This is a genomic window from Aquimarina sp. Aq78, from assembly GCF_900299525.1.
In the GTDB taxonomy this organism is placed as follows: domain Bacteria; phylum Bacteroidota; class Bacteroidia; order Flavobacteriales; family Flavobacteriaceae; genus Aquimarina.
The window spans coordinates 368,136-393,888 of the sequence record NZ_OMKA01000029.1; the positions used below are offsets into that span (position 1 = coordinate 368,136).

The window sequence follows — 25,753 nt, forward strand, 5'->3', positions numbered from 1 at the left end:
TCCTGAAACACCATCCTCTTCTTGATTTAATAAAAAAAGAGACTGCCTAAAAAAGACAGCCTCTTAACATTAATTTTTTATTTGTTCAGAAAATTATTTTGTTACAATAAAACTTCTTGTAACAATAGTTTCTTTAGCAGTAATTCTTGCAAAATAAGTTCCTGCAGTAAGGTTACTTACATCGATTTGCTTAATTCCCTTGTCATCAATGCTACGAACTTTTTGACCAAACATAGAGAAGATCTCTAGTTTTTGGATTGGTGTTTTACCAACTGAAATATTTAAAACATCTTTAGTAGGGTTCGGATACAACATAAATCGCTTGTCATTTGAGTTAAAATCTGTTAATTCATAAGTATCTAGCCTTACACTTGATCCTTGAGCACAGAACTCTGTAGCATCAGAATTTGTAAACTCTCCTCCTGATGCAATAGTACCTGCACTACTTGATAACGTATAAGAACCATTACCATATGAACAGCAAATCCCGTCTCCAAAAGAATCAGAAATTGTAAATGTATAGCTTCCTGAAGCTGGTGCACTAATAGTTTCTGTAACAGTAGACCCATCTGGGTTTGCCGTAGAATAGCTTTTTGAAGCCACTGTTGCACCTCCTGCATCAGTTAATGTCCAAGAAGTCTCTTCTGGATAGTTATCAAATGTTATACTTAAGGACAAATCACCAGAAGCACAATTTCCTGCAGTATCACTAGTAAGTGATATTTTATCTATTGCCGCATCGGCTTGCCAAGTATTCCCAGTTACACGATTAAATCGTAATTGTAGTCCAACTCCAAGATAAGCTGCCAAATCTATTGTGGCCGCTTGCCAAGAGTTCCCCTGGTTTCCGCTTTTGTTCCAAATACTGGTCCAGGTTGCACCATCATCATTACTTGCTTCAACATCTAGTGATCCAAAATCAGTACCACCATACATATGATAACTAAATGAAAATACAGCCGCTGTAGCACCGCTAAGATCAACACAAGGAGAATTAAGAATTGCTCTTTTGTTTGGATATCCAGTACCATTACCAGATGCTTCAACATAGATATACGTTGATCCATCATCTGCACTTGAAGGCCCTGTATTATTAGAAGGTGTACCTCCAGAATCTCTTGTCCAATCCAGGTCATCTCCCGATGCTTGTGTCCACCCTCCAAAATCACTTTCAAAACTTTCACTATATGGAACAGCAACACCATTTAAACATCCTGTTGCAGCTGGAGTAGTTACACTTATTGGTGTACTGGTAGCTGATTCATTTCCGGCAGCATCTTTAGCTAATACCTTAAACTCATATGTAGTCTCAGGAGAAAGCCCGCTTGCTACAGTAGTTGTAGTCGTTACAGTAGCAATTACCGCTCCGTCTTGTAACACATCATATCCTGCAACACCCACATTATCAGTAGATGCGTCCCAGCTTAAGGTAGTTTGACCTGCTGAAGTATTAGATGCTGTTAAATTTGCAGGTACAGTTGGTGCCTGAGTATCTGGTGCAACTGTAGTAACAGTAAGTGTTGCACTTGCGGCAGATTCATTTCCTGCTGCATCTTTTGCTTTTACAGAGAAATCATAAGAGGTACTTGCTGTTAATCCAGTAATATCTGCTGTAGTTGTAGCTACAGTTGCCACTACAGTACCATCTTGATATACGTCATACCCAGTAACTCCTATATTATCAGTAGATGCGTCCCAGCTCAATGAAGTAGAAACATCAGTAGTATTAGATGCAGTTAGATTAGCAGGAACTGTAGGAGCTTCTGTATCTGGAGTATCGGGCTGCAATTTATAAGCCACTACATGATTTTTTCTAGATCCCCCATCAAAATACTCTGCAATATGCCAGAAAGTTGCATCATCAGATGGATCTACAGTCATTTGCGCATAATCTCCATATCTAGTCGAAGGATTAGACTGAGTTCCATTTACAGCAACCTGTTCTGTCAACGTCATTGTTCCTGAAGGGTCACTTGCTAATCTTCCGGTATATCTAATAGAAGGAACAATTGAGCTACTAACTACAGTATATCCAAGACCTATATTACCTTGCCCATCCATTGCAATAGCACCACAAAATGCGCTATGTCCATCAGGCTGGGTATATGTGCCTTCCTGATGAATTGTCCACGGCTGACCATCACCTGTCTGCCTAAGTTCGTACCAGCGAATACCAGCTAAATCATCATTTCCATTTAAATCTACCACAAAATTTAAAACAACAGAATTATGAGTTCCGAAACGTCTGTAATTCGTCATATACATCATCGTTGCCTGCAATGCATCTATATCACCTCCACTAGGTTGAGGTAAATTAGAAAATGACCCTGCATCAAATACACTATCAAATGGCGAAGTAGTAACCTCTACGGGTTGAGAAATGGTTGAGCTAGAAGGATTAGACCAATTAACATCCGTTGTCCAAATTTTTAAATGATCCGATGATACTCCAGACCAAGAATCATCCTGTAGATAAATAAAAGAATTTCCTGTTCCAACTGGTGGTAATGTAGGACCAGTAGCATTAAATCCTGCTGGACTATAAAAACCACTTGAAATAGCTCCCGGAAGTGTAAAACCTACAAATCCTGCACTAGCATCTCCTGTAAGCATTTTATCCCTATCAGCAACATAAACAGTTTCCAACGTTCCTACTGCTCCACTTGGAGCTTTATTAGAAGTTATGTAATACCCATCGCTCCAAATCGATAATTTTTCATAATCAGGAAACTCTCCTGTATTAAATCTATACGTATACCAGCCATCATTAACAGGATCTGGGCCTTTCCCTATTGCAATAAGAATACCATTAGGGGAATTACTAAATTGCATAATGATAAAGCGTTCTGCATAATTGTCATAAACTACGATTGGATCTCCTAAGCTCTCTCCAGGAAATATCGTAGCCAAAGAAGCCTCTGCTAATAATACATTCCCGTTTCGATCTCTAATACCAAAACCTGAATTAAAAGCATACACATAGTGATTAGGTCCAATTGCACCAGTTGGGTCAGTAGGCGTACTATTACCTTGATGAGCAACAAAATTGGCAACTTCAGTAGAAATAGCAGTTTTCATTGATTTTTGCTGATACTTCATCAAAGGGTCGGACTGACCAGTTTTCGGAAGTCCTTTACCAGGCACGTAATTGTTTTTTCCTCGTTGTTTCTCTCTCCCATGCTTTATTATTCCTTTAGCAGAAATAATATTCTTCATACTAGAGAGTGCGGGAATTTCCTTCATGTATTCTGCTTGACTAGTTAAACTTGCTTTAACAGGAGTCCCTTGTTGAGCTAGCAGCCCGAAGCTGCAAAACATGAATAATGTTAAATAAAAAAATTTAGTTTTCATATGAGTGAAATTTGGTTAATTGTTCGGTTTTATACCAATTTCAGCATAAGTAGTAACGACTAACATTTTGAGGCAAAAAATGTAGAATCGTTATTAAAATTTTGGAAAGAATTATTTCAACTATGACTTGGATAAATATAGAATATTTCATCTAGAAACAAAAAAATAAATTGTCATAAAATACTTACATTCAAATTGTTACGTTAAAACCATAATTAATTTGAGGACAATGCTTTTATTTATATATTTAACAAATATCCATTATTAGTAAATTATATAACAAAAAAATATAGATGTTTAGCATATCGATTTGATAGGGTAGCTGTTAAATAAAGGTCTGAGAATCATAACTCAAACAGCATATGATATAAAAAAAATAAAAGAGCGATATCATCATATCGCTCTTTTAAAATAATCATTACTTGCTCCTACTTTATTAACAAAAAACTATTTTATCTGTTATAGTCCTCTAATTTCATAAAATATACGGGTAACCGCATCAATTTATTCATCGATTAAAAGTCAAAACGTAATCCTAACGACACATTATTTTGTTCAATCTCTGCATTTTTAAAAATTGGAGACAGATCGTACTTAACATATATAGACATATCTCCAAAACCAATATATCCGCTTAATCCATATATTAGATCACTGGTGTTATAATCTCTTTTAATTTTATCTTTAACGCGATCGCCATTTTCTTTATATTTTAATTTTTGGCGAGTACTTATATTTACTCCGGCATACCCTCCCAGACCAATTCTAAATCTATTTGTTGTAGAATATCGTATACTCTTTTCTGTCTCTGTTACTTTTGACGGACCAAATTCAAAATGTACAGGAACCACAAGGTTATCCATTCTAAATTTGGATTTATCCAATTCTACTCTAAATTCTTCTAATGTCGTTTGATTACCATTTTCTACAAAATATCTATTATCTGTAGGTTTTAAACCATTAGAAGTATATGAGATCCCATATTTAACTCTTAGGAAATTGGTGTTTTTAAACACTCTTGTTTTCCAGGCCCATCCAATTTCAAAAAACCTACTTCCAGAAATTTTATAATCAGAATCATCCAATGATTGCCCATCTACAATTGCATTGTTAAGCCCAAAAGCAATTACCAAATTTGATCTCGTACGTCTATCATACGGTATTTCTCTGTCTTTATCAGACCCAAAATTAAACCCTAAGAAAGTAAAGTTGTACTCCAGATCTTTTTCCAAAAATTCTATAGCCCTCCCCTCATTGCGCTCCAAAAGTGAAATTTTATTTTCTATAATAGCTATTCTATTTTCAATATTAAGGGCATGTATCTTAGCAGCTTCTTCTTTAAGTTTTTGCGCATCTTCTTTGGTTATTTCTTCATTTACCAGCTTTTCATTAATTTCTTCTACTTCCTTTTTTAATGCTTCTTTTTCGGCATTAATAACACGTTCTTTCTGCTGTTTCAATTGCTCTACTACATTATTATCACTTGCTTCCTGTGCACTTGACAATTGGGCAAAAAGTGCCATGGCCACAAATGTAGCTATTGTAACTATCGTCTTCATTTTTTTGAATTTTATTTGTAATCTCCCTAGTTAGAGTTAGGGAGATTACGGATTATTTGATTGATGAATGATTTTAATTATCTCTTTCTACTACTGCTGTCTTAACTTTCTGGAAACCTGTTTTAAGCGCTTCAAAAACACGTTGTTTAAAAGTCTCATCAAGTTCTGCCTCTACATCCTGTAGAAGATTTGATGCACTCACTGTATTAGATTCTAATATTTTTTCTGCTGAAATTTCACGTTGCGCTTCAAGCAATAACCTATTGATTTCGTCATCGGTCACTTGAGTATTATTTTTTTGAAGCTCTTGAATTTGCGCCACTACTCCTGCCACTTTATCTTCAATTATTAAAGAATCTACAGGTAAAATTTTGTTTTTAATCGTATTGGCATTTTTATCATTTTCTGCTAACTCAGTGTCATAGTCCCTATTCCCTAACATCTTTTTTACAGTCTTATCCTCATGCATTATTATTTCTGAGGTAACATTTTTCTTTTTAAGATTCTCTTTTTCTTTTTTAAGAGAGGATGTCACAGTATTATTCGATATTGGATTTTCTTCAAAAGCTTTAGAATTACTTTTCTCTATAACTTTTTGTTGTGTATTCTTATTTTCAACTACCTCAGTATTTTCATTTTTAATAACCTCATTATTGTTATCAACAAATTGAGTATTATCTTGTTCTGAAACCGGATTTTGGTTCATCAGTATTGAAGTCAGAATCAAAACCCCAACAAAAATTGCTGCGATACCATACCATTGGATTTTTTTACTTTCTTTTTTTTGTTTTCTTGCGCTGTCTAACTGCGTTGTTAATCGCTCCCAAGAATCACTTGAAGGCTTTATAGCGCGTTGCTCCAGCTTTTCTTTCATCTTTTCCTCAAATTTCAATGGCGCCATTATTTATCTTATTTTGTTCGTTTAACTTTTGTTGTAACGTTTTCCTAGCTTTAAATAGTTGAGATTTTGAAGTGCTCACAGAAATTTCTAACATTTTAGCTATCTCGTTATGCTTGTATCCTTCTATAGCATATAACACAAATACCATTCTATATCCTTCTGGTAAACTATCTATTAATTCCTGAATCTGGTCTACTTCTAATTCTGTATTAATATTGTTCCAGGATTCTTCAGTATAGCTTGTTATTTCTTCGGTAAAAAGAACCTTTTTTTCTTTTCTTAAAAAAGAGATAGATTCATTAACCATAATTCTTCGCATCCATCCTTCAAAACTTCCTTCGAATTTAAATTTATTCAGGTTCATAAAAACTTTTAAAAACCCTCCAAGCATTACTTCTTCGGCAAAATGAATATCTTTAATATATCGTCTACACACACTAAGCATTTTGGGTGCATATTGATTGTATAACTGATGTTGCGCATCACGATATTGCTTTGCTGCCCTTTTAATGAGTTGGGTTTCGCTTTTATAAAATTGAATAACTTTCAATATAGAATCAATTAATTAGATCTTCTATTTACATAGACGAGAATAAAAATAAAAAGGTTGCCTCGTATTTTAAATAATTAATGTTGAATTATAAATATTTAGAGATAATCGATATCTTTTTTTCTTAAAAAACTTATTGTATACGCAATGGGCATCTCTTTTTTAGTACTAAAAAACTTTCAATTATTTTTTTCGGTCGATAACATAATCAACCATAAGTTCTAAAGAAGATTTATAGTCTGAATCTGGATATTCTGATAAAATGGAAAGTGCTTCATTTTTAAATTGATGCATTATTTTAATAGCGTACTCCAATCCTCCACTTATTTTTACAAAGTCTATAACTTCTTTAACTCTTTTTTTATCTTTATTATGATTTTTTACCGAGTTAATAAGCCACTTCTTTTTTTCTTTAGTGCAGTGATTTAGTGTGTAGATAAGAGGGAGTGTCATTTTTTGCTCTTTAATATCAATCCCGGTGGGTTTTCCTATGGCTGTATCACCATAATCAAATAAATCATCCTTAATTTGAAAAGCCATTCCGATGAGTTCTCCAAATTTTCTCATTTTTTCAACATCATCAGAATCAGGGGACACAGAGCATGCTCCCAAGCTGCAACAAGCTGCTATTAATGTTGCCGTTTTCTGGCGGATGATCTCATAATATATCTCTTCTGTGATATCAAGATTTCTAGCTTTTTCGATTTGTAACAGTTCTCCTTCACTCATTTCTCTTACTGCTACCGAAATAATCTTTAAAAGGTCAAAATCCCCATAATCAATAGAGAGCAACAATCCTTTTGACAATAGATAATCCCCTACCAAAACTGCTATTTTGTTTTTCCATAGGGCATTAATAGAAAAGAAGCCTCGCCTTTGATTAGAATCATCAACGACATCATCATGGACCAAAGTTGCAGTATGAATCAATTCAATTACCGAAGCTCCTCGGTATGTTCGTTCGTTTACTTCTCCTCCAGATACCATTTTAGAGACCAGAAAAACAAACATAGGTCGCATTTGCTTACCTTTTCTATTTACAATATAATGTGTAATTCTATTGAGTAAGGCTACCTTAGAGATCATTGAATCTGAAAACTTTTGTTCAAAAAGCTCCATTTCATCAATGATCGGTAATTTTATTTGTTCTACAACTTTCAATATGCTGTACTTGATTCTGTTTTCTATAGTAACGCGAAGATAGCGTAAATAGTTTTTCTTTGAAACCGATACTGTTATATATCAAGAATATTACTTATAATTTAAAAAATATAAGAAGTATCTCTAAGATTTGTTAGCTAATTGACCACAGGCTGCATCTATATCTTTTCCACGGCTACGGCGAACATTTATAACAATACCATGAGATTCTAGTCCATTAATGTAGTTATCAATTGCTTTGTTTGATGCTTGTTGAAATGCTCCATCATCAATTGGGTTATATTCTATCAAATTTACTTTACATGGTACATAAGAACAGAATCGTATCAAAGCTTCAATATCTTCCTTTCTATCATTTATACCTTTCCAAACAACATATTCATAAGTGATCTTACTTTTTGTTTTTGCGTACCAATATTCTAATGCCTCTCTGAGATCTATAAGCGGAAATGTTTCATTAAAAGGCATTATTGATGTTCTTATTTCATCTATTGCAGAATGTAATGAAACTGCTAATTTAAATTTCACCTCATCATCTGCCATTTTCTTAATCATTTTTGGGACACCAGAAGTAGATACCGTGATTCTTTTTGGAGACATTGCCAATCCTTCAGGAGAAGTAATTTTATCAATGGCTTTCAATACATTATTATAGTTCATTAAAGGCTCTCCCATACCCATGAACACAATATTTGATAAGGGACGATTGTGATATAATCGACTTTCTTTATCTATAGCCATTACCTGATCATAAATCTCATCAGGATTAAGGTTTCTCATTCTTTTTAGTCGAGCTGTTGCACAGAACTTGCAATCCAAGCTACACCCCACTTGAGAAGACACGCAAGCTGTAGTTCTGGTTGGGGTAGGAATTAGCACTGATTCTACTATTAATCCATCATGCAATTTTACTGCATTTTTAATAGTACCGTCTGTACTTCGTTGCATTTGATCAACCCGAATATGATTGATCACAAAGTTTTCTTCAAGTATTTTTCGAGTAGCTATGGAAATATTGGTCATATCATTAAAACTATGAGCGCCTTTACTCCATAGCCATTCATAAACCTGATTTCCTCTAAAAGATTTATCTCCATTTTCTTCAAAAAAAAGCCGTAACTGATCTTTAGTTAAGGTTCTTATGTCTTTTTTCTTCACATTCATAACTTCTGCAAAAGTATAAAGATAAATGGTACTGTGACATACATCTTCGTTCTTTATTATAGTAATCAAAAAACCTCGGAAAAAATATCCGAGGTTTTTTAGCACTATCTTATAATAGTCATCTTACTTTTTTATTCTTTTCCATTCATGGGCTCCACCTCCGCCTTTATACTTAACCCTAAGTATATTTGGTTCATCTTCATCAATCCATATTTGGCATTCTGAAATTCTACCATTTTTTATATCTGTAAATTTTCCATTTACATATTTATCTCCTTTTAATCTTAATCCTTTCAAAATGACCAATCCCTCTACATTTTGATTTTTATCAGCACCTTCACATTCATAACAGATCGCATCTCTTTCTGATATACGCATCATCCTTTGTATTGAACCATACACTTTATTCTCTATAATATATAATTGAACAATACTAATAGCAACCCCTGTTTTTTTATCATATGTTTTCCATCTTCCAAGTATAGGATTAGGTTCATAAGAAGCAAGTAAATCTTCCTTTAATTGTGAATCTATAGGGTTTTCTCCTAACCAAATTTTAAACAAAGCCTTTTTAAACTCTTTACTATTTATTGTTCCCAGTAATTCTTTGTTCTTATAGAGAGTTAATTTCCCTCCTTTAACGTATAAAATTTTATAAATATCAAATTTATCTATTTCATTAGGAAGAAGGTTAAGAAAATCTCTTATTTGGTTTTCTAATAAATAGCTATTACCATCTGTAGCTCTTTCTAAACCATTTCTTATAATATCCTTAAATTCACTATCAGTAATTGAAGAAATAATCTTAATTGTAATAGCCATAGTAACATCTTTTTCTGCTACCATAACTCCATCCTCTACTCCATCTACTTCAAAGTCCAAATATAATGCCATTGCATATAACTTTTCTGTAGACCCTGCGCCATTAAGCATTAACTCTGATTCATTAAAAACATCAACATCGTTAAAGCTAATACTACCAACTTTGGTTTGAGCATAAGAAAAAACAGTACTGAAAAATGCTATGTAATAAATTACTTTTCTCATTCTATAATTAGGTTTAGTTCTTTTTTCATAATTGGAACATACAAAAAAAACAGTACAAATTTATAAAAAGTACGTTTATAAGCCTCATCTAGCATGTTTTTCGACAAAAACCGATATTAATCGTTTTCTGGCATTTTAACTAATTACGGTTTTCCCATAATTTTTTAAGGCCTCGAAAATAGCATTTTTTTTGCGAATAATGCAATTTAATAAGCTAATTTCTAGAAACATACAAAAAAGCCCCACCAAATTCAGGGTTTAGCAGGGTTTTTAATATTATTCATTTTTTACTTTTAGATGATTAGCATAGCATCACCATAAGAATAAAATTTATATTTTTCTTTCACGGCTTCTTCATATGCTTCTTTAATGAAATCATGTCCTGCAAATGCAGATACCATCATTAATAAAGTAGATTTAGGCGTATGAAAATTCGTAATCATACAATTTGCAATACTAAAATCATAAGGAGGAAAAATAAATTTATTAGTCCACCCTCTAAATTCATTTAACGTTCTTTCTGATGATACCGAGCTTTCGAGAGCTCTCATTACCGTAGTTCCTACAGCGCAAATTCTTCTTTTATTTGTTATCCCGTTGTTAATAGTATGAGCAGCATTAGCAGTAACATAAGCTTCTTCACTATCCATTTTATGTTTAGATAAATCTTCAACCTCAACAGGGTTAAATGTTCCTAAACCTACATGTAATGTAATTTCTGCAAAATCAACTCCTTTGATTTCTAGTCTTTTCATTAAATGTTTGGAAAAATGAAGTCCTGCAGTTGGGGCAGCAACAGCGCCTTCATTTTTAGCATATATAGTTTGATATCTTTCTTCATCTTCTGGTTCTGCATCTCTTTTAATATATTTAGGCAGAGGTGTTTCTCCCAGATCATTAAGTTTTTGTCTAAATTCATCATAAGAACCATCATACAAAAAACGTAATGTACGTCCTCTAGATGTCGTATTATCTATTACTTCTGCCACCAAACTCTCATCATCTCCAAAATACAGCTTATTTCCGATACGTATTTTTCTAGCTGGGTCAACGAGCACATCCCAAAGTCTTGTTTCAGGATTTAGTTCACGTAATAAGAATACTTCAATTCTAGCTCCTGTTTTCTCTTTATTACCGTACAATCTAGCAGGAAAAACTTTAGTATTATTAACAACCATCACATCATTTGGCTCAAAATAATCTATAAGATCTTTAAACTGTTTATGCTCTATGGTTTGATCCTTTCTATTAAGAACCATTAGGCGAGATTCATCTCTGTTTTCAGCTGGATACTCAGCCAATAAATCTTGTGGAAGATCAAAATTGAAATGTGATAGCTTCATTCGTGTTTATTTTTTGAAGGTGCAAATATACAATCTTGGAATAGGGGTTGTCAAGTAAATTAGAATATATTTACATATCCAGAGGTACTGTTTTTTAAATATTCCATAAGAAAACCACCTTCAAAGCACTGCTAACCTGCTTTAACTCTCTTTCACACTTCTGAAATTTTAAATCCTAATTTCTCTAAATCTAACCAAAAATCGGGATAGGATTTAGAAACAACATTAGCATCTTCAACTTGTAATGATGTTTTAAGCGCAAGAGGTGCAAATGCCATAGCCATACGATGATCATTATATGTTGCTACAGTTACATCTTTTTTTATTGATGCAGAAGACTCTAAACGAAGAGAATTCTCAGTAATATGAACTTGGCCTCCTAGTTTTCCGATTTCATTTTTTAAAGCCTCAAGACGATCCGTTTCTTTTATTTTTAACGTATGTAAACCAGTAAGATAGCAACCAATACCTAATCCAAAACAGGTCACAACAATTGTTTGAGCGATATCAGGAGAATTGGATAAATCTAACCCATCCTGAAGCATCTGGTCTTTATCTGATACCTTTTTTAAGGTAATTGTATTTTGATCAAAAGTTGTTTCTACCCCCAGGTTTTTGTAAATTTCTGCAAGTTCAGCATCTCCTTGATAGCTCTGTTTTTTATAACTTCCAATAGTGACAGATTTATTATCAGATAGAGCAACAATACTGTAAAAATAAGAAGCAGAGCTCCAATCTGATTCTACTACAATATTTTTTGGAGAAATTTCTTTACAAGGTTTAATGGTGATTTTATTGTCTTTAAAGACTCCTTTAATACCAACATCATTTAACAAACTTAACGTCATATTAATGTATGGCACAGAGGTTACTTTTCCTTCTAATAAAATTTCTAATCCATTAGGTAAAGAAGAGGCTATTAACATTAATGCCGAAATATACTGACTACTCACATTTGCTTGTAAAGAAACAGAGTTGGTTTCGGGTTGCTTTCCTTGAATACGTATCGGAGGATACCCATGTTCGTTTTCATAACTAATTTTACATCCTAATTGTTGTAATGCTTCGACCAATATTTTAATTGGTCTCTCTTTCATTCTTTTACTTCCTGTGAGTACAGTCTCTCTACCATTTTTAACAGCAAAATATGCCGTAAGAAAACGCATTGCTGTACCTGCATGATGAATATCTACAATGAGTTCATCACTATGCAAAGCTTTTTGCATTAACTCAGAATCATCACTATTGGACACATTTTCGATACCTATATTAGGGTATAATGCCTGGAGTATTAGTAATCTATTTGTTTCACTTTTTGATCCCGTAATTTGCAGTGTATTGCCTTCTATATTAGGAATGTGTTCTAATTTCAAATTCATTTTATCGATTTGATTTCCGTTTTCTTAATTCAAAATAATATCCCATGATCATCCCATATATTAATCCTCCTACGATTCGGGATATCATATATCTAATCCATTGTTGATGATTAATTCTTTCTTCTATAAAAGTATCCCAGGTAGAGCTACTGTATTGCATAAAATACTCAATAACACTAAAAATAATTATAAAGCTAAATCCTACAAAAAACACAGAGAGCCAATACCTTTTCGACAAAAGAATTGATGTGAACATTATTTTAATTTTTCGTTATTATGATGACGATCATGGTCTCTTTTTGTTTTAACATCCAGCTTTTTATCAAAAGCTTCCTGAAGGTTAATTCCTGTTTGATTAGCCAGGCATAACACTACAAATAAAACATCCGCCAACTCTTCTCCAAGATCTTTATTTTTATCACTTTCTTTTTCACTTTGCTCACCATAGCGTCTTGCTATAATTCTGGCAACTTCTCCTACTTCTTCTGTAAGCTGCGCCATGTTGGTTAATTCATTAAAATACCGTACTCCGTGATTTTTGATCCAATCATCTACAGCACGTTGGGCATCCTGGATATTCATAATTATATTTTTTTAAGAACTATCTGTTCATTTTCTTTTTCAATAACTTGACTATAAAACTCCTTTAGTGTCAAATAATACTCAGAAGGAAGAAAAGCTACATTAACGGTTTCATTAACAACAACCTGTATCATCCCATTGGCTATATTTGATCTAAATGAAAAAGCACCTATGTTTTCTGGCATTTTAAAACCTCCGGATTTTGGAAGTTCGGCTACTTCATATCCTTCGGGAATTTTGATATTTACCATATAAGTATTGGTAAATCCATAACCAAAATCTATCGGGTACTCTCTATCATTAGATTTAAATACATTTTCTTTATCTCTTAAAAATAATAACGGAGAAAAATACATTTCATTTTCGATGGATTCTACCTGGTCGTAAGATATAAAATTAAAGCTTTCGCTAACTCCTTTCCCGGTTTCATTTATACCTTTAACCGTATATTCCTCAATTTCATCCAGGCCAAATCTTTTCTTAAAACGCTTTACTTTACTTTCATCATCTTTTGCTCCATTATCTACTCTAAAATCATGTGCAAAATAGTCCATGTGACGCACATTAAATTTACCTTTTACGACTCCGTCTTTATCAACCTGGCATTGTGCACTATATCTTTTTAAAGAAGATTTTCTTGGCCTAAGGTCTACTCTTTGTGAAGTACCATTTTTAGAAATTACTCTCCCAGATCCACGAATTACTCTATCTGGTAAAACATTAGGTAAGGCATATCTATCTGTAGCATCTAAATAAACATGACTACCATCGGCTAATTTCACTCGAGATATCACATAATTAAACCCATCTACAGTAGGAAACATAGCAATAACTCTGTTACTTGCACTTACTAGTACCGGGTTAGCATCCAGTCCTACAGAAGATAACATAGAAGTAAGCATTAGGTTGATTTCTGCCGAATTACCCGTCTTTTCTTTATATGCTTTTTTGACTCCAACACTTGTACCCACAGCATATGCATCATTCCATCGCATTCTGTTTTTCACATAATTGAATACTTTCATCATCTTGGTAGTCTGATTTTCTGACCGGGATACTACCGCTTTCAAATCTTCTTCGTAATAACTTTTCTTTTTTAATTCTTCACCAAAACTACCACTCTTATAGATTGTTTTTGTAACATCTTCCCAAGTTGTAGAATAGTATTTAACAGGTCTATTTGGCCAATTAACACTAGACAACTCATAGCTTATGCTTGAAATATAATTTTTAATATTTCCAGAAAAAGGCTCTATTTTAAAAGCTGGTACATTGGTAGAGTTAATCGTATTTTTAATAACCTTAAAATCAACACCATTGGTTGAAAACGTTGATTTTACTGCGCCTCCTCCTATACCTCCAGTACCACTTCTTGTTTTAGATGTTAATGTAATTTTACCATTATGATTAGATTCTTTAACATCAATTGGAAGATATCCTGATGTAAACTTTTTAAATATAAAATACTCTGGTGATTCAACTACTACATCGAGTTTTTTAATTGGTATTTCATATTGAAGATAGATTCTATCCATATTATATATAAATGGTGAAATGATCTTATACTTATACTCAATTACCGAACCTTCTTGTAAAGAGGGCATTGTAAATTTTGTTTGATCATAATATCTAGAGTGTTCATTTTTAAAAATCCCATCCTTTTTAAGCTTGGTTTCGACAATTTTATTATCCACCAAATTATATGTAACCCCTTTTAAACTTACTATTTTTTCATTTTCACTATTTTTATGATACAAAAACACCTCATCTGTCGCATAGTCAAACCCATCTTTTTTATATAACTTTATTCTTTTATGCACCTCGGTAATCAATTGAAAACCCTGAGATTGGTTATAATTCATGTGTATATGTTTCTTTTCATAAAGAACGGCAGCATGTGCTGTACTATCGATAGGATATGATTGCTCTGCTAATTCTTCTTTAGAAACTTTTCCATATTTATACTCCTGCGCAAAACCGCTTGTAGAAACTATAAGAATACAACCTAATAGTATTTTATTTATATTTTTCATTGAGATGGTTATTTATTGTTGTTTTAATGCTATTCTAGATTTGTCTATTTTCTTAATTTGAGATCTAAACTTCCTATATTCTTCATATTTTTCCTTCGGAAATGTGCCATCAACTATTTTCAAAAATCGTCTGAATTTAAGTTGCTTATCATCAATTTTTTCGAGTTCATAGCTATACCTACCAAATACAGTTTCTATAGATTTTTTTTCTGGTAAATTTCCTGTCGCATATCCATCAGGTAAATTAATGATGTATTCATCTGTATTTACATACCCTCGTGATATTACCAAAGGTGTTTGTCTGCTATCATATTTAGGTAAATTAATCTGATCCTGACTAAAAAGATTAGGAGATATCAATAAACGGCTTCCTACTTTTTTAGCATAAGAAACACAGGAGATTTCTACATCCTCTGTAAATTTGATATCATCTTTATTATCATTAAGCTTTATCTTGCCTACTTCCAAGTTATTAATATGCCCCAAAAACTCTTTATAATATAACTTTTGATCTTTTGGCGTTTTAAACTGAATGCTATAGTTCCAGTCATATTCAAGCCCTTGCGATACTCTTTTAATTGTTGCAGACATGGATCTATCTACTTCAAGATTAACTGTTGCTTTCGTATGAAGTATATTTTCTTCAGGCTCATACTTCTTGGTTCTTTTAATTTCTCCGCCTTCAGGCTTTACAACCAATACATTTCTATTATCCGTAAAATCTCCTATAAAATTAAATGGGGTGGTTTGGCTGGTACATTCAAGCCAGAGATCCTCTCCCTCATCTGGTATATTAAGTATCACATGATTCCCTTGCATTGAAGCAAATTCTGAATCAACATCCCTTCTTTCATCTGCATACACTATAGTATAATAAGAAGTTATATTCTGGCTATCTAATAAAGATTTAGTATAGTTTGTTAATGCTTTACAATCCCCATACCCTAATCTATCAACATCACTTGCCAAAAATGGCTCCCAACCTCCGATACCTAATTGCACACTTATGTACCTAGTTTTATCCTGTACATATTCATAAATCAACTTGGCTTTCTCTTTTTTAGTTTTTGCATCTGCAACCAACTTGTTTATCTTTTCAGTAGTCTCTGGAGGTAATTTATCTCTACCAGATATGAGTTTGTCATATTGCCATTTTCCAAAAGATTTCCAGTCTGTTGCTGTACCCTTAACTCCTTCTAATGAGAATTCGTTTAATGCCACCTTTACCATTGGTGTCATATCATTGAGAGAAGGGCTATATGCTTCGGGTAATCGTGCAGGGATATTAGAAATTGAATACAAAGTTTCCAGGTTCGTCTTATTCGTTTCAACTGGATAATCATCAAAATTTGTTTCTCTGTATCTAATTGATATTTTTGATGAATTTAAAATCTTATATTTAGATTCTTCAATACTTAATCTATATGCCAGAATAGGTCTCCAATGTTTTATAAATGCTGTACTTAAACTTTCTACTTCACTTTCAAATGCAAGTGTATAAGGATAATTCAATGGGGTGTATTCAAAATATTTTATTCTATTATCATTCATCAATGATATCCCATCAGAAACACTTCTATCTTTAAAATCTTTCTTTTTATATTTTTTAATCTCTTTCCCAAAAGAATCATAAACTATGGCTTCTAATTTCCTAATTTTTGTAGATGGGCTATACCCTTCATAAGAATCAGCATATCCATCTCCATACTTATTAAGTACGGTAACAATTCTTTTGGTTTTCACAACCACAGAGTTTACCGATTTTATCTCAATAGTAACCTCTTCTGATCTTACAATAGCATTAGCATTTTTGGTAAGTGTAGAATCCAAAAGTATAGCCTGTAATCTTACATCATCCTGAGCTGTAGTTTGCACAGTACAAAATAATGTAAGCACAACCGAAACCAGTAGTATTTTTTGTAACATAAAAATTATTTTAGGGGGTAGTTTATTCTTTGTTTTTTGTGTCTACTGTAATTGTAACAGGCCCATCGTTAAGTAATGATATTTTCATATCAGCTCCAAATATACCTGTACCTATTTTCTTTTCTAAATCCAACTCTAATCGCTGTACAAAGTTCTCGTAAAGCGGAATAGCTATTTCTGGCTTTGCAGCTTTAATATAACTGGGTCTATTCCCTTTTTTGACACTTGCATGCAATGTAAATTGACTCACAACTATTGCATCTCCATTTATATCCAATATACTTTTATTCATTACACCGGCTTCATCTTCAAATATCCTAAGACGAGATATTTTTCCTGATAACCAATCTATATCCTCTTGTGAATCCTTTTCTTCTATTCCTATTAGAATAAGTAATCCTTTATTTATATTTGAAATAATTTTGCCTTCGACACATACCGATGCCTCAGAAACTCTCTGAATTACTGCCCTCATTTATTCATTATTGATTTTAAAAAACAAAAGCTTTTTTATTATTCTGTCTATTTGATATAGGACAATGTGTTTTGTTTGCGTGTTTTTCATTCAATTATTATATTAAATAATTCTAAAAATCATTTTAATTAACAACTTTACGGCACAAGTATACATTGTTTGAGTTTCATTTTTCGGAACTGAGAATTTTTTTTTATTTTCTTATCAATTGATTTTGTACAACTTAGAAATTTAATCTATTTTACTTCTGTGGATTATAAAAATTATTCGTCGTCGTAATTATTTTTTCTGTAGTGTTCTTCTTCTCCTTCAAGAATTTGCAAATAGCTTTTATATCTTGACCAGGCAATTTCTTCGTTATCCAATGCCTCTTTAACAGCACATTTGGGTTCATTAATATGCAAACAGTTATTAAACTTGCAATCTGATTTTAACTCAAAAAACTCGGGAAAATAATCTCCCAACTCTTCTTTATCCATATCAACAACTCCAAAACCTTTTATCCCAGGTGTATCGATAATCTTGGCATCAAAATTAAGATCAAACATTTCTGCAAAAGTAGTAGTATGCAATCCTTGTTGATGTTGATCGCTTATTTCTGCTGTTTTTAATGACAAATCTGGAGCAATCGTATTAACCAAAGTAGATTTTCCTACTCCACTATGACCAGAAAACATACTTACTTTACTTTTCATTATTGCTTTTACTTTGTCTACATTTTTACCTTTCTTAGCAGATATCCCTATACATTCATATCCTATTTTTCTATATATCGCTGCCAGATATTTAATCTCCAAAAGTTCCTCTTCATTATATGTATCTATTTTATTAAAAAGCAATACCGCTTTAATACCATATGCTTCTGCTGTAACTAAAAATCGATCTATAAATGTTGTAAATGTTGTAGGGTTATTTAAGGTTATTAACAAAAAGACTACATCTACATTTGAAGCAATGATATGTGTCTGTTTCGACAGATTCACTGATTTTCTAATGATGTAATTATGCCTCTCATGAATATATTCGATAACTCCCGTTTCCTGATCGTTATTAGTTTCTAATTTAAAATCTACAAGATCTCCTACAGCCACAGGGTTAGTACTTTTGATGCCTTTAATTCTAAATTTTCCTTTTATACGGCATTCGTATACTTTTCCGTTATTAGTTTTTACGGTATACCAACTTCCTGTAGATTTATAAACGGTACCTGTCATAAACACAAAGATGCAAATATTAATATTTGTAGAGGCCTTATTTCTTTTCTTAATTAAAAAGTTTGTACGAAAATTAGTAGAATCTACTATAGAAATATCATCATACTGAAATAGAATTTTTTGACGGTAACGTATAATAAAAAGTTATATCATTCAATATCCACTCAAAATAAAACATAAAAACCACTCGTTAGTTTCATAGCGAGTGGTTCTCCTAATATTAATTATCCTTTTACTATTTTTTTCTGATGATTAATAGATTCTTGGTGAATTGCTTTGTAAATACGAAGTATAAATTCTTCACTCAATCCATTTTCTTCTCCTTCAAGGATCATTCTTCCCAGTATTTCGTTCCATCGTTTAGATTGTAAAATAGCTACATTTTGCTTAGCTTTTGCTTTTCCTATATCATCAGAAATCTTCATTCTTTTTGATAAAACTTCTAGCAATTGATTATCTGCTATATCAATCTTAGCACGTAATTCATCAAGTACTTTTTGATACGCTTCATCCTCTCCAATTTCTTTACGAATCTTTAAATCTTTCATGTACTGAACCAATGTTTCTGGTGTAATTTGTTGTTTGGCATCACTCCATGCATTATCAGGATCGTAGTGTGTTTCTACAATAAGTCCATCAAAATTAAGGTCTAACGCTGTTTGAGACAGGTCAAAAATCAAATCTCTTCTTCCTGCGATGTGAGAAGGATCTAAGATCAATGGCAAATCTGGGAAACGGTTTTGTAAATCAATGGGGATTTGCCACTCTGGGATGTTACGATATTTTGTCTTCTCATATGTTGAAAATCCTCTATGAATTACTCCCAGGTTTTTAACGTCTGCGGTATAAAAACGTTCTACAGCACCTAACCAAAGGGATAAATCGGGATTAATTGGATTTTTTATTAAGACCGGATTATCAATTCCTTTACAGGCATCTGCAATATCCTGAACAATAAAAGGAGATACCGTACTTCTTGCTCCTATCCATAAAACATCAACTCCATGTTCTAAAGCTAATTCTACATGATGTGGATTTGCTACCTCTGTAGCAATCTTCATCCCTGTTTCTTCTTTAGCTCTTTGCAACCACTTTAATCCTAAAGCGCCTACTCCTTCAAAATTCCCAGGTCTTGTTCTTGGTTTCCAGATTCCTGCCCGCAATACTGTAGCATCAGAATCTTTAAGTTGATGCGCTATTTTTACCACCTGGTCTTCTGTTTCGGCACTACAAGGTCCCCCGATCACCAATGGGTGATCCAGATTGTAATCATCTAGCCAGTTTCTAAGTTCTTTTTTATTCTCCATTTTTATTTTTTATTCTTAATTTATTAAAGTTTGTATTGGTTTTATAGTTTAAGAGTATATTTAAACACCTTACTTCCTGAAAAATAATATTTCAAGAACTTGGCTTCGGTTCAAAAAATGTATTTATCCCGATAAACCCGTATTTTTAAATCATTGCCAAAACCTTAAATTATTCATTTTCAGTTCGTATTTTATTTAAACATGCTCTAAGCAATTCCTTTTAAAATTGTCTTTATATGATTTGTATCTTCCATTTCTCTATATACTGCTAAAAAATCATCGTTTTCAATCAACTCCTTAAATTGAGCTAGATTAGCAATATATTCTTCTAGTGTTTCTATTATATTTTCTTTATTATGCTTAAAAATCGGCGCCCACATAGCGGGTGAACTCTTTGCCAATCGAACAGTAGATGCAAAACCACTACCAGCCATATCAAAAATATCTCTTTCATTTTTCTCTTTTTCGATCACAGTTTTACCTAACATAAAAGAACTGATGTGTGATAAGTGTGAAACGTAGGCAATATGCTTATCATGTGATGAAGGATCCATATAACGAATTCGCATACCTAATCTTGAAAAAATCTCCATTCCTTTTTCTTGTAATTTAAATGCCGTTTTTTCTACCTCACAGATAATGTTCGTTTTTCCTCTATATAAGTTTGCAATTGCTGCTTGTGGTCCAGAAAATTCTGTACCAGCAATTGGATGTATTGCCAGGTAATTCCTTCTTTTGGTATGGTTTTCAACTGCATTACACAACTTTTTCTTGGTCGAACCAGCATCAAAAACTAAACAATTATCATCTATTTTATCCAAAATAGAAGGTAATATCTCAACGGTCGCATCTACAGGTATAGCAACTATAACCACATCTGCTTTATCCAACGTATCCAAACTAGATTTATGATCAATAAGGCCTAATGATAGTGCTTCGTTTAGATTATCATCACTTCTATCAATCCCATAAATCTTAGCTTCATTAAAAGCTGCTTTAATATCTATGGCAAAAGAACCTCCGATTAGCCCTATCCCTACTACAAATACATTCATCTAGTTACAGTTTTGATTTGCGATATCTTTCATCAATGGTAATTCTGTTTTATTAAATCTTCCTATAGCCTCTTTGATATTCTCTTTGGTTACACAAAGTGAAAAACGTATATATCCTTTTCCATTACTTCCAAAAATATCACCTGGAGCGATGAAGATATCATTCTCATATAAGATTGTGTCTATATATTCTATAGCATCCACTCCTTTTGGTAACTTAGCCCAAACAAACATCCCTTTTGCAGTTTTATCATAACTACACCCCAAAAGATCTACCAATTCCCATATCAAGGCTCTTCTTTCTTTATAGATTGCATTCATTTTATCATACCAACCATTAGAAATGCGTAATGCCGCGATAGCTCCTCTTTGGATTCCCTGAAACATCCCGCTATCCATATTGCTTTTTACTTTTAAGATTGCTTCAATTTTATCAGAGCTACCACTAACCATTCCTACACGCCATCCTGCCATATTAAAAGTTTTGCTTAAAGAGTTTAACTCCAATGCTACTTCTTTTGCTCCTTCTATTGATAAAATACTTGTTGGACTATCGTTTAAGATAAAACTGTATGGATTATCTTTCACCAATAGAATGCTATGTTTTTTAGCAAAATCAATCATTTTTTTAAATAGCTCTACATCTCCCGAGGCTCCTGTTGGCATATTCGGATAGTTAATCCACATAATTTTCACTTTACTTAAGTCTTTTTTTGAAAGGCTATGAAAATCTGGCTCCCATCCATTATCTTCAATTAAATCATAGAAAATTGGTTTTGCGCCTACCAAATTAGTTACTGCGCTATATGTTGGATATCCAGGGTTAGGAACCAACACTTCATCTCCTTTATTAAGATACGCCAGAGAAATATGCATGATTCCTTCTTTGGACCCCATTAAGGGTAAGATTTCGTTTTTAGGGTTTAGGGAAACTTGATATTTTGCGCTATAAAAATCTGCAATAGCTTCTCGTAATTCTGGCAACCCTTGATAGCTTTGATATTTATGAGCCCCATCTACAAGTACCGCTTCTTGGATAGCTCGCACTACTTCTTTTGGCGGATCCAGGTCGGGACTCCCAATAGCCATATTTAAAACTGGTTTTCCTGAAGCAACAAGCTCTCTAACCTCTCTCAATTTTTTAGAGAAATAATACTCCTCTACCGTTTCTAATCTTTTTGCTGTTTGAATGCTCATCCATTTTGGTTTTTATATTCACCCAATACTTTTAGTTCTAATGCCATAATTTTTAAGATCGACATTGCTTTAGCATAATCATCATAATCCATAAAAGTTACATCGACAAAAAAGGAATATTTCCAAGGCATACTAATAATAGGTAATGATTGGATTTTAGTTAAATTCAATCCACAATCACTCATTACATTAAGCACTGTAGCTAAACTTCCTTTTTTATGATCTGTTAGAAATTTTAAAGATGCTTTATTGATATCTTTCTTTTCTGAGTTAGATTCTTCTTCTGTATTTAAAATAAAAAACCGGGTACTATTTGATTTTATAGTTTGAATCTCTTTAGCTAAAATATTTAGTTGATAAATATTTGCAGCGGTTTCTCCTGCTACAGCGGCAACTCCTTCTAATTGTTGTTTATGAATTCTTCTTGCTACATCGGCTGTATCTGCATCCTCAATCAATTTTATATGTGGTTGTCCTCTAAAAAATTCTTTACATTGTAGCAAAGCCATTGGATGAGAATATACTTCTTTGACATCTGAAATTTCTTGCCCATCTAAAGCCATTAAACAGTGATGAATTGGTAAAAAATATTCTCCCCTAATCGTAAGGTCATGCTCGTCTATATAAGCATAGTTAGGAATAATAGAGCCTGCAATAGAGTTTTCTATCGCCATTACAGCATCTGTACTCTTATTATGTTCTAAACTATGGACCAATTCCTGAAAAGACATACATTCATTTACGTCTATATCTTCTCCGAAATATGCCTGAGCAACGCCGTGATGATATGAACCTTTTATTCCTTGTATAGCAACCTTTTGTTTCATCTTTTAATTTTATTGCAAAAAAAAATCCCGATTTTTCATCGGGATTTTAGTTTTATAAATTTTGCTGATTTATTTACATAACGATCCCGATCTTGCTTTTAAAATAAAAGAAGAAAAAATAGAATCCGTTCCAAGTAAATAAATTGCTCATTATTGTATCATTATTACGTTGCTAAATTAGCTAAAACTATTACGATTCAAAATAATTTTTGATTTTTTTCATAATCACCAGAGTATTATCATCAAATCCTGATGTTTTAATGGATATTACTGAAATATTTTAAATAAAACTCTACGTATTCTATGAATCCTCTACTTTTTAAACTACTAACAAACGTTTGTATTTATATCACATTCAGTTCTTTACCCACTTTAGTGAAAGCTTTTACTGCTTTTTCTAAGTGATTACGATCATGAGCAGCTGATAATTGCACTCTAATTCTTGCTTTCCCTTTAGGTACAACCGGATAGAAAAATCCTATAACATAAATTCCTTCTTCAAGTAATTTAGCTGCAAATTCTTGTGCAAGTTTTGCTTCGTACAACATTACTGGGACTATAGGGTGATCTCCCGGAATAATATCAAATCCTGCTGCAGTCATTTCTGATCTGAAATATTTTGTATTTTCTTCTAGTTTATCTCGTAGTACTGTAGAAGAACTTAACAGATCTAATACTTTAATCGACGCCCCAACAATTGATGGTGCTACTGTATTAGAGAACAAATAGGGTCTGGATCGTTGTCTTAACATTTCTACAATTTCTTTTCTGGCAGCAGTAAATCCACCTGAAGCACCACCCAAAGCTTTACCGTAGGTTCCTGTAATAATATCTATACGTCCCATTACATCACGATACTCATGTGTCCCACGACCTGTTTTTCCTAAAAAACCAGTTGAATGACATTCGTCTATCATAACCATAGCTTCATATTGATCAGCCAGATCACAGATTTTATCTAATTGGGCAATTGTACCATCCATAGAAAAAGAACCATCTGTCACAATAAGTACACGTCTGCATCCTTCTGCCGATTTTAATTGCTTTTCTAGATCTACCATATTATTATGCTCGTACCTAAAACGTTTTGCTTTACATAGTCTAACTCCATCTATAATAGAAGCATGGTTTAGTGCATCAGAGATGATAGCATCTTCTGGGCCAAGAATAGGTTCAAACACTCCTCCATTAGCATCAAAAGCAGCAGCATATAAAATACAGTCTTCCATTCCCAAAAATTCAGCAGTTTTATGCTCTAATTCTTTATGAATATCTTGAGTTCCACAAATAAATCTCACAGATGACAATCCATACCCGTGAGAATCTATGGCTTTTTTACCTGCATCAATTACATCAGGATGTGATGAAAGACCTAAATAATTATTTGCACAAAAATTTAGCACATCTTTAGTATTTGTCGTGTCAATACTGGCTCCTTGTGGGGTGGTAATTATTCTTTCGGATTTATATAATCCTGCCGATATAATCTCATCCAGCTCTTTTTGTAAGTCGTCTTTTATATTTGAAAACATGTTACTTGGTATTTATTCTTTATTGTTATATTTCATTTCATGAAAAGATACATCGCATCAAAGCACTATCGTTTTCTGATTTTTTGATCCTGTTTTATATTTTTCTTTTAGCTTTTGAATCATTGTACTTGTGATTGATTTAAGGTCAAATTCTGGTTTCCATCCCCAATCTTTAATCGCAGCAGAATCGTTTATAGATTTAGGCCAACGTGCAGCAATTTCCTGTCTAAAATCAGGATCATATTTGATTTTAAAATTAGGATATAATTTACGAATTTCTGCCACTACTTCTGCAGGAGAAAAGCTAATTCCTGCAATATTATACGAAGTCCTCATATTGATATCTTCTTTAGGCGCATCCATTAATTCTAAAGTTGCCCGTATGGCATCTTCCATAAAGATCATGGGCAAGGTAGCATCTTCTTTCAAAAAACAACTAAATTCTTCTCCTAAAACTGCTTTGTGATAGATATCTACTGCATAATCTGTAGTACCTCCTCCTGGTAATGATTGGTATCCAATTACACCAGGGTAACGAATTGATCTAACATCAAGCCCATATCTTAAAAAATAATATTGTGCCCAATTTTCTCCTGCTGCTTTACTGATCCCATATACAGTAGCGGGATCCAAATAAGCATCGTTTGGCGTATTCTCTATGGGTGCTCCTTCACCAAAAACAGCTATAGAGCTCGGAAAAAACACTCTATCAATATTATGTTGTCTAGAAACTTCGAGTACATTAAATAAAGTTTTCATGTTAATATCCCAAGTTCTTAAGGGTGTTTCTTCTCCTTTGGCAGAAAGAATTGCTGCAAGATGGTATATTTGAGTAACTTTATATTGAACAACTACCTCTTCTATTCTATTTATATCTGTTGCATCAATTATTTCAAAAGAGCCTTCATATCCTTCTCTAGATCTTAAATCAGAAGCAATTACATTAGAGCTTCCAAATTTTTGTTTAAGAGATTCTGTTAATACAGATCCTAATTGACCATTCGCTCCTATTACCAAAATAATCGTTTCCATATGTTCTATTTTCACTTTAAAATTTAAGCACTTAACAGTGTTATTTACTTCGCAAAATACAAAATGTAACTTTTCCTGCCATGATTACTAAATAATTAAGCAATAATTACTAATAACC

Annotated in this window: 21 protein-coding genes; all 21 read right to left on the reverse strand. The window is 32.9% G+C overall.

All coding sequences use genetic code 11. The features are described from left to right. Nucleotides 1-93: 93 nt before the first annotated feature. The 21 genes from DG435_RS21120 to DG435_RS21220 all read right to left on the reverse strand — a co-directional run bounded on the left by DG435_RS21120 (nucleotide 94) and on the right by DG435_RS21220 (nucleotide 25,635). Nucleotides 94-3,351, reverse strand: a complete 3,258-nt coding sequence (locus tag DG435_RS21120) for a T9SS type A sorting domain-containing protein (RefSeq protein WP_159025469.1) — start codon at nucleotides 3,349-3,351, stop codon at nucleotides 94-96. 515 nt (nucleotides 3,352-3,866) lie between these two features. After that, a complete protein-coding gene (locus DG435_RS21125; protein WP_106791467.1) occupies nucleotides 3,867-4,910 on the reverse strand; it encodes a hypothetical protein in 1,044 nt (347 codons plus the stop codon). Between the two features lie 73 nt (nucleotides 4,911-4,983). After that, nucleotides 4,984-5,802, reverse strand: coding sequence for a hypothetical protein (locus DG435_RS21130; RefSeq protein WP_159025468.1), 819 nt, complete (start codon nucleotides 5,800-5,802; stop codon nucleotides 4,984-4,986). Further along, on the reverse strand, nucleotides 5,792-6,361 hold the full coding sequence (locus DG435_RS21135; protein ID WP_106791465.1) for an RNA polymerase sigma factor: 570 nt from the start codon (nucleotides 6,359-6,361) through the stop codon (nucleotides 5,792-5,794). The genes DG435_RS21130 and DG435_RS21135 overlap by 11 nt, the downstream gene beginning before the upstream one ends. 183 nt (nucleotides 6,362-6,544) lie before the next feature. Further along, nucleotides 6,545-7,522: a polyprenyl synthetase family protein gene (locus DG435_RS21140; RefSeq protein ID WP_106791464.1), complete on the reverse strand. Its 978-nt coding sequence runs from the start codon at nucleotides 7,520-7,522 to the stop codon at nucleotides 6,545-6,547. 123 nt (nucleotides 7,523-7,645) lie between these two features. Then, nucleotides 7,646-8,686: a 23S rRNA (adenine(2503)-C(2))-methyltransferase RlmN gene (gene rlmN / locus DG435_RS21145; RefSeq protein ID WP_106791463.1), complete on the reverse strand. Its 1,041-nt coding sequence runs from the start codon at nucleotides 8,684-8,686 to the stop codon at nucleotides 7,646-7,648. A 123-nt stretch (nucleotides 8,687-8,809) separates the two neighbouring features. Further along, nucleotides 8,810-9,733, reverse strand: a complete 924-nt coding sequence (locus tag DG435_RS21150; RefSeq protein WP_106791462.1) for a chalcone isomerase family protein — start codon at nucleotides 9,731-9,733, stop codon at nucleotides 8,810-8,812. A 293-nt stretch (nucleotides 9,734-10,026) separates the two neighbouring features. Further along, entirely contained in the window at nucleotides 10,027-11,076 is a 1,050-nt protein-coding gene (gene queA, locus DG435_RS21155) for a tRNA preQ1(34) S-adenosylmethionine ribosyltransferase-isomerase QueA (protein WP_024770685.1), read from the reverse strand. 152 nt (nucleotides 11,077-11,228) lie between these two features. Continuing rightward, nucleotides 11,229-12,455, reverse strand: coding sequence for a 3-phosphoshikimate 1-carboxyvinyltransferase (locus DG435_RS21160; RefSeq protein ID WP_106791461.1), 1,227 nt, complete (start codon nucleotides 12,453-12,455; stop codon nucleotides 11,229-11,231). Nucleotide 12,456: 1 nt separating this feature from the next. After that, nucleotides 12,457-12,711, reverse strand: coding sequence for a hypothetical protein (locus DG435_RS21165; RefSeq protein WP_159025467.1), 255 nt, complete (start codon nucleotides 12,709-12,711; stop codon nucleotides 12,457-12,459). Further along, nucleotides 12,711-13,037, reverse strand: coding sequence for a nucleotide pyrophosphohydrolase (locus DG435_RS21170; RefSeq protein ID WP_024770682.1), 327 nt, complete (start codon nucleotides 13,035-13,037; stop codon nucleotides 12,711-12,713). Before DG435_RS21170 ends, DG435_RS21165 begins: the two co-directional genes overlap by 1 nt. 2 nt (nucleotides 13,038-13,039) lie before the next feature. Next, entirely contained in the window at nucleotides 13,040-15,070 is a 2,031-nt protein-coding gene (locus DG435_RS21175; RefSeq protein ID WP_106791459.1) for a DUF3857 domain-containing protein, read from the reverse strand. Between the two features lie 12 nt (nucleotides 15,071-15,082). Next, the gene (locus DG435_RS21180) at nucleotides 15,083-16,996 is read right to left on the reverse strand and encodes a DUF3857 domain-containing protein (protein WP_106791458.1); all 1,914 of its coding nucleotides are present in this window, start codon (nucleotides 16,994-16,996) and stop codon (nucleotides 15,083-15,085) included. 22 nt (nucleotides 16,997-17,018) lie between these two features. Next, nucleotides 17,019-17,471, reverse strand: coding sequence for a D-aminoacyl-tRNA deacylase (dtd, locus tag DG435_RS21185; protein WP_106791457.1), 453 nt, complete (start codon nucleotides 17,469-17,471; stop codon nucleotides 17,019-17,021). Between the two features lie 263 nt (nucleotides 17,472-17,734). Further along, the gene (gene rsgA / locus DG435_RS21190) at nucleotides 17,735-18,685 is read right to left on the reverse strand and encodes a ribosome small subunit-dependent GTPase A (protein WP_106791456.1); all 951 of its coding nucleotides are present in this window, start codon (nucleotides 18,683-18,685) and stop codon (nucleotides 17,735-17,737) included. A gap of 224 nt (nucleotides 18,686-18,909) precedes the next feature. Continuing rightward, entirely contained in the window at nucleotides 18,910-19,992 is a 1,083-nt protein-coding gene (locus tag DG435_RS21195) for a bifunctional 3-deoxy-7-phosphoheptulonate synthase/chorismate mutase type II (RefSeq protein WP_024770676.1), read from the reverse strand. Between the two features lie 206 nt (nucleotides 19,993-20,198). Further along, complete coding sequence (locus DG435_RS21200) at nucleotides 20,199-21,047, reverse strand: prephenate dehydrogenase (RefSeq protein ID WP_106791455.1); 849 nt, start codon at nucleotides 21,045-21,047, stop codon at nucleotides 20,199-20,201. Continuing rightward, complete coding sequence (locus DG435_RS21205) at nucleotides 21,048-22,244, reverse strand: pyridoxal phosphate-dependent aminotransferase (protein WP_106791454.1); 1,197 nt, start codon at nucleotides 22,242-22,244, stop codon at nucleotides 21,048-21,050. It lies immediately after the preceding gene. Beyond that, nucleotides 22,241-23,071, reverse strand: a complete 831-nt coding sequence (locus tag DG435_RS21210) for a prephenate dehydratase (RefSeq protein WP_024770673.1) — start codon at nucleotides 23,069-23,071, stop codon at nucleotides 22,241-22,243. The genes DG435_RS21205 and DG435_RS21210 overlap by 4 nt, the downstream gene beginning before the upstream one ends. A gap of 344 nt (nucleotides 23,072-23,415) precedes the next feature. After that, entirely contained in the window at nucleotides 23,416-24,603 is a 1,188-nt protein-coding gene (gene kbl / locus DG435_RS21215; protein ID WP_106791453.1) for a glycine C-acetyltransferase, read from the reverse strand. 57 nt (nucleotides 24,604-24,660) lie between these two features. Then, nucleotides 24,661-25,635: an NAD-dependent epimerase/dehydratase family protein gene (locus tag DG435_RS21220; protein WP_106791452.1), complete on the reverse strand. Its 975-nt coding sequence runs from the start codon at nucleotides 25,633-25,635 to the stop codon at nucleotides 24,661-24,663. Between the last annotated feature and the right edge of the window lie 118 nt (nucleotides 25,636-25,753).